The organism is Flavobacterium sp., assembly GCF_030146175.1.
GTDB lineage: Bacteria > Bacteroidota > Bacteroidia > Flavobacteriales > Flavobacteriaceae > Flavobacterium.
In genome coordinates this window covers 37,790-44,066 of sequence record NZ_JASLCE010000064.1, presented here as the reverse complement: position 1 = coordinate 44,066, position 6,277 = coordinate 37,790, and the positions used below count along the sequence as shown (strand labels likewise).

General features: G+C 40.2%; 6 protein-coding genes. 4 read left to right on the top strand and 2 right to left on the bottom strand.

Going from position 1 to position 6,277, the window contains the following annotated elements; all coding sequences use genetic code 11:
- Nucleotides 1-140 precede the first annotated feature (140 nt).
- A complete protein-coding gene (locus Q1R07_RS07700; RefSeq protein ID WP_300488163.1) occupies nucleotides 141-1,217 on the bottom strand; it encodes an oxidoreductase in 1,077 nt (358 codons plus the stop codon).
- Nucleotides 1,218-1,257: 40 nt separating this feature from the next.
- Nucleotides 1,258-1,617, bottom strand: a complete 360-nt coding sequence (locus tag Q1R07_RS07695; RefSeq protein ID WP_300488160.1) for a DUF983 domain-containing protein — start codon at nucleotides 1,615-1,617, stop codon at nucleotides 1,258-1,260.
- 104 nt (nucleotides 1,618-1,721) lie between these two features.
- On the opposite strand from Q1R07_RS07695, the gene Q1R07_RS07690 reads away from it, so the two are divergent.
- From Q1R07_RS07690 to Q1R07_RS07675, 4 genes are all read left to right on the top strand, one after another.
- Nucleotides 1,722-2,591, top strand: coding sequence for an AraC family transcriptional regulator (locus Q1R07_RS07690; RefSeq protein ID WP_300488157.1), 870 nt, complete (start codon nucleotides 1,722-1,724; stop codon nucleotides 2,589-2,591).
- A gap of 49 nt (nucleotides 2,592-2,640) precedes the next feature.
- Complete coding sequence (locus Q1R07_RS07685) at nucleotides 2,641-3,855, top strand: methyltransferase domain-containing protein (protein ID WP_300488155.1); 1,215 nt, start codon at nucleotides 2,641-2,643, stop codon at nucleotides 3,853-3,855.
- Between the two features lie 27 nt (nucleotides 3,856-3,882).
- Nucleotides 3,883-4,977, top strand: a complete 1,095-nt coding sequence (locus tag Q1R07_RS07680; RefSeq protein ID WP_300488152.1) for an endonuclease — start codon at nucleotides 3,883-3,885, stop codon at nucleotides 4,975-4,977.
- A gap of 215 nt (nucleotides 4,978-5,192) precedes the next feature.
- The gene (locus Q1R07_RS07675; RefSeq protein ID WP_300488149.1) at nucleotides 5,193-6,269 is read left to right on the top strand and encodes an endonuclease; all 1,077 of its coding nucleotides are present in this window, start codon (nucleotides 5,193-5,195) and stop codon (nucleotides 6,267-6,269) included.
- Nucleotides 6,270-6,277 lie beyond the last annotated feature (8 nt).

Sequence of the window (6,277 nt, the reverse complement as noted above, 5' to 3'; positions counted from 1 at the left end):
CCTGTTTAGTTCTAAACCTGACAGGTTTTTAGCGTTGTGCAGAGAAACCTGTCAGGTTTTAATAGTACTCATACATATACAAAACCTCACTGAAACCTGTCAGGTTTTTTACTATGCGCTGAGAAACCTGACCGGTTTTACTAAAACCGAAATCGTAGAATTTTGTTATTTCCGGCTGCTATAACGGTTTTTCGGTTTACAAAACGAATCGTAAACAAATCTTTATAATCGGCTATTTTTTGCCAGTCTTCTCCAAAATCAGCCGAATAATACACACCACTAGCTCCTACGGTTAGCAATTCCCTACCATTACTACCGGGAAAAAACTGAACACAGGAACCATAGCCAAAGCCTTTGTTTTCGGCTACTTTTTGCCAGGTTTTCCCGCCATCGGTTGTACGGATTTTATTACCATAATTCTGATTTGGCTTTTCATAATTTCCGCCTATCGCAAAACCGGTATTCTTATCGTAAAAATCGGCCGAAAAAATACCCGTCATTGCTTCGCCCTGAACAATTGGTGTATCGACTACTTTCCAACTTTTTCCCTTATCCGGAGAGAAGAAAACCCGCGAACGTTTTCCGCCCGATACTACCCAGGTATTGCTTTCCTTCACAATAATATTGGTGTTACTGGCGGCAAAAAAAGCCTCGCCATCAGCAATACCCGGTAACTGATCACAACCTATTTTTGTCCAGGTTGTTCCGCCATCGCGGGTGATCAAGAGCGAAAAACAACCGTCGGTCGGATCGCCAACCACGATACCTTCCTGATCGTTCCAAAACTGCATACTATCGTAAAAAACCTTTTCCCCTTTTTCTTCATATACCAACTGTACATGACTTCCATCTTTATCAATCCGATATAATAATCCGGGATTTCCGATACTGATCATAAAAACATGCTCTTTTGTTTGCGCACTACTCCGAAATTCGGGTTTCAGATCATTCTTTTCGATATGTCCTTTAAAAGCCTTCGATCCGTCTAACGTCACAAAACCATATTTTCCATTACTTCCGGCATACCAAATGCGGTTACTGTCGACTGTAATGGCCCGGATACTGATTTTATCCGTTAGCAGCGTATCGATAGTAACCGCATTTGGGTTGGTTAGCGTCACCGATAAACCGTTATTTTCGGTTGTATCGGTTGTCGGTTTTAGTTTATTACAGGAAAAACAAATGAATGCTGTAAACAGTAGTAGCCTTATTTTCATTCCGAAGGGATTTAAAAGGCTAATTTACAAACATTTTTAACTATAAACGTTTGTTTTTTCCGTCCAACAGATACATCCACAACATACGGGACATTCTGAAATTAAAGGTACTTAACAGGATCGACATAATTCCGATAAGCACCACAATCGTCACAAAACTGTCCACAAAAAACTGGATAATCAGGAAAAAGGCAACCATTTCGGCCACTGCTACGGCATAACTCACAAACATGGATCCGAAGAAATATCCCGGTTCTTTTTCGAATTTATGATTACAGTTGGAACAATGCGTATTCATTTTTGGCATCTGAAAAAGTAATATATTTCCTTTCTTTTCAAAAACCTGTCCCTGATGACATTTAGGACATTTTTCCGTTACAATGTTCTTTAAAATTGACATAACTCTTTTTTTATACAAATTTCACAAGAATTCGGCAACAAGCTATAGACGATTCACACAAGTTTTTGTACTTTTAGGACATAAAAAATCCCGATATCCGTTTTATGAAAACAGCTATTCTCGACATAAAACAATTCGAACCGGGCGAAACCCGTAAGGAATTCTACGCAAACACTATTGAAAATCACATCATTACCAACCATCGTAACATTCATAAACCGCATAAACACAATTTTTACCTGACTGTACTTTTTACGCAGGGAAGCGGCATTCATGAAATTGATTTCACTACGTATACCGTAAAACCCGGTAGTCTTTTTTTCCTAAATCCCGGACAAACACACCATTGGGAATTATCGGAAGACATTCGCGGTTATATTTTTTTCCATACACAGGCTTTTTATGACCTGCATTACAATCGGATCAAAATTCACAACTACCCGTTTTTCTATAGTGTACAAAACGCTCCGTTTTTATATCTTGAAAACGATCTGACCGATTTTGAATCTTTATTTCGCGAAATTCTGAAAGAAAATCAAAATGAGGCCGTTCTAAAAATGCAAAAAATCCTCAGTCTGATTGATCAGATCTATATCAACAGTACCCGTTTGTATATCGAAAAGAATGCCACCGCGACCGCTGTACAACATTCGTACGCCTTGCGATTTCAGGAACTCGAACGACTGATTGAAAAGCACTATAAATCCGAAAAATCACCCTCACAATATGCCGAATGGCTCAATGTGAGTCCGAAGCATTTAAACCGCATCACGCAATCGATGGTCGGCAAAACCACTTCCGACGTCATTTTGGATCGGGTATTCCTGGAAGCCAAACGGGAATTGATCCGATTTAAGAACAATTTTGCAGAAGTAGCCACGGCATTAGGCTATGATGATTATGCTTATTTTTCGAGGCTATTTAAAAAAAAATGTGGCGAAACGCCCTCTTCATTTATTAACCGATACAGATAGGCTTGTAAGTAAATAAATTAACTATCTTTGCAAGCTGATTTTTACACAAATGAGATTACACAGAAACCTGGTTTTTACCGTTATTGATTCGATAATGGCTATTTTCAATGAAGGAGAATATGCCGACAAAGTAGTGGCACGCGCCTTAAAAAAAGACAAACGTTGGGGAAGCCACGACCGAAAGTTCGTTGCGGAAACCATTTATGAAATTGTACGTTGGAAACGTTTGTACACTGAAATAGCCGAAGTTAAGGAACCGTATGACCGGGACAATGTATGGCGTATTTTTGCCGTTTGGGCGGTTTTACGCGGGTATACCTTACCGGATTGGAAGTATTTTGAAAGTACTCCGGTACGAAAAATAAAAGGCCGTTTTGACGAATTGTCAAAAATCAGAAAATACAGAGAATCCATTCCGGACTGGATGGACGAAATTGGCGTACAGGAATTGGGCGAAGCCTTATGGTCTACAGAAATTGCAGCACAAAACGAACAGGCGAAAGTTATTTTACGCGTTAATACGCTAAAAACGACCAAAGAAAAGCTTCGTGCTGTTTTAATGGACCTGAATATCGAAACGGAATTCCATTCGGACTATCCGGATGCCTTGATTTTAAAAGAACGAGCGAATGTATTCCTTACAGATGCCTTTAAAGAAGGTATGTTTGAAGTACAAGATGCCTCATCGCAAATGGTTGCCCGTTTTCTGGATATTAAACCGGGAATGCGCGTAGTCGATACCTGTGCCGGAGCCGGTGGAAAAACATTGCATATGGCTTCCTTAATGGAAAACAAAGGCCAGTTAATTGCAATGGATTTGTATGAAAGCAAATTAAAACAACTAAAAATCCGCGCGAAAAGAAACGGTGCTTTTAATATTGAATACCGTATCATCGACAGTACGAAGGTGATCAAAAAATTACATGAAAAAGCCGACCGTGTCTTAATCGATGCACCGTGTAGTGGTTTGGGTGTTTTAAAACGTAACCCGGACAGTAAATGGAAACTACAACCGGAGTTTATCGACAACATCCGTAAAGTACAGGCGGAAGTATTGGAAAACTACTCTAAAATTGTAAAACCGGGCGGGAAATTGGTGTATGCCACCTGTTCCGTATTGCCTTCCGAAAATCAGGAACAGGTTCAGAAATTTCTGCAAACCGAATCCGGAAAGCAATTTGAATTTGTAAAAGATATTAAGGTTTTGGCGTCGGAATCCGGATTTGACGGGTTCTATATGGCACTTTTCAACCGAAAATCCTAATAAACAAATTGTATAAACTGACTTAAAATGAAAAAAATTTACGCACTCGCGTTAGCCCTTTCTCCTCTATTGGGCTTCGCACAAGCAGGTGCTCCGGCTTCTCCGTACTATAACGGATTTAACTGGACTGTGACCGGTAGCAACTTAAAAAGTGCGCTATCGACTAAAATCACAAACACGCACACTAAAACGCTGAGCTATGACGACATTTGGGATGTAGACAAAATTATTGATCTGGATCCCAATGATGCCTCGAATGCCAACGTATTATTGCTGTACGGTTTTAGCAACAACATGTGTCCTTCTTCTTCATCGGATGACAACGACCATAGAAGACGTAACAAAAACAATAATGGCGGTGGTACAACTTGTCAATGGAACCGCGAACACACCTTTGCCAAATCATTGGGAACCCCGGATTTAGGAACTTCGGGACCTGGTGCCGATGCACATCATTTGCGTGCTTCCGATGTACAACGTAACGGCGCACGCGGTAGTTTAAAATTTGCAGCCGGTTCCGGTAACTCCGGATCTGTTTCTGGCGGATGGTATCCCGGTGACGAATGGAAAGGCGATGTGGCACGTATGATCATGTATATGTATTTACGTTACCCAACCCGTTGTTTGCCTAAAAATGTAGCAACAGGATCGACCGTTTCGTCCGACAGTAACATGATGACCTTATTATTACAATGGAATGCAGAAGATCCGGTTTCGGAATATGAAGACCGTAGAAATACCTATTTAGGAAACGCTAGTAATTCTTTCGGACAAGGAAACCGCAACCCGTTTATCGACAACCCTTATTTGGCGACGGTAATCTGGGGCGGACCAGTAGCCGAAAATCGTTGGCCGGGTATGTTAGCTACGGATAGTTTTGATCTATTGGTGAATGTTATGGTATATCCAAACCCATCCAACGATCAGAAAATCAATATTTATTCGGAAAAAGAATTGGATGAGATTGAATTGATTAACATCAACGGACAAATCATACAGCAAATCAAAAAACCGGTACACAATCAGGAAGTATATACGCTTGAAAATTTACCACAAGGTTTTTACCTGATCCGTATGTCATCTGAAAATATGAGTACGACCAAAAAAGTTATCATCAACTAAAATACAGTTGTAACCTATAAAAAGCCTGCTTTTCAGCAGGTTTTTTTATATCCTTTTTTTACAGACCTCACAAAATGTTAAAAGTTTATCCTATATTTTCCTACAAAATAAACCTTACAGAAACTTTTTTGTAATTCACTCGTTTCTAAATAGTTAAAATTCTTTTTTTGTAACGTCAAACATTTTACATTTGAATCCTAAATATTATTTCTTTTATGAAAAAACTTTACACTACCGCACTATTATTGTCGGTATTTTTGGGATTTAGTCAGATCCCGGCCGGGTATTACAATTCGGCCACTGGTACCGGGTATACCTTAAAAACCCAGCTTTATAACATTATTAAGGGACACACAGACAGAACTTATAATGGTCTTTGGACAACCTACGGTACATCGGACCGTGATCATTACTACGAAAACGACAACACTATTTTAGACATTTATTCAGAAAAACCAGCCGGCCCAGATGCCTATAGCTATACGTACCAAACCGACCAATGTGGAAATTATACAGCAGAAGGCGCTTGCTACAACCGGGAACATACCGTTCCACAATCGGTTTTCGGATCACAGACACCTATGTATTCCGATGCACACCACATTCCACCGACCGACGGATATGTAAATAACAGAAGAGACAACTGGCCACACGGTGTTGTAGGAACCGCCACGTGGACCTCAACCAACGGATCCAAACTGGGATCGGCTTCCAATAGCGGCTATGCTGCGGGATATACCGGAACCGTATTCGAACCAATCGATGAATTTAAAGGCGATATTGCTCGTATGTATTTTTACTTCGCCACCCGTTACGAAAATACCGTATCCGGCTATACTTATGCGATGTTTAACGGTACCAGCAATCAGGTATTCACTACGACATTCCTTCGTATTTTATACACCTGGCATACACAGGACCCGGTAAGTCAGCGTGAAATTGATCGTAACAATGCGATTTATGCCCGTCAGAACAACCGTAATCCATACATTGATCATCCAGAATATGTACAAGCTGTTTGGGGACCAACATTGGCTACGGATAGTTTCGAAGCGATTGCCAATGTATCGGTATATCCAAACCCGTCAACCAATCACACCATCAATATTTATTCGGAAAAAGAACTGGACGAAATTCAATTGATCAACATTAGTGGTCAAATCGTACAGCAAATCAAAAAACCGGCACACAATCAGGAAGTTTATACGTTAAACGAACTGCCACAAGGTTTTTACCTGTTACGCCTTTCTTCCGAAAACCAATCCACCACCAAGAAGATAATTATTAATTAATAATCGAG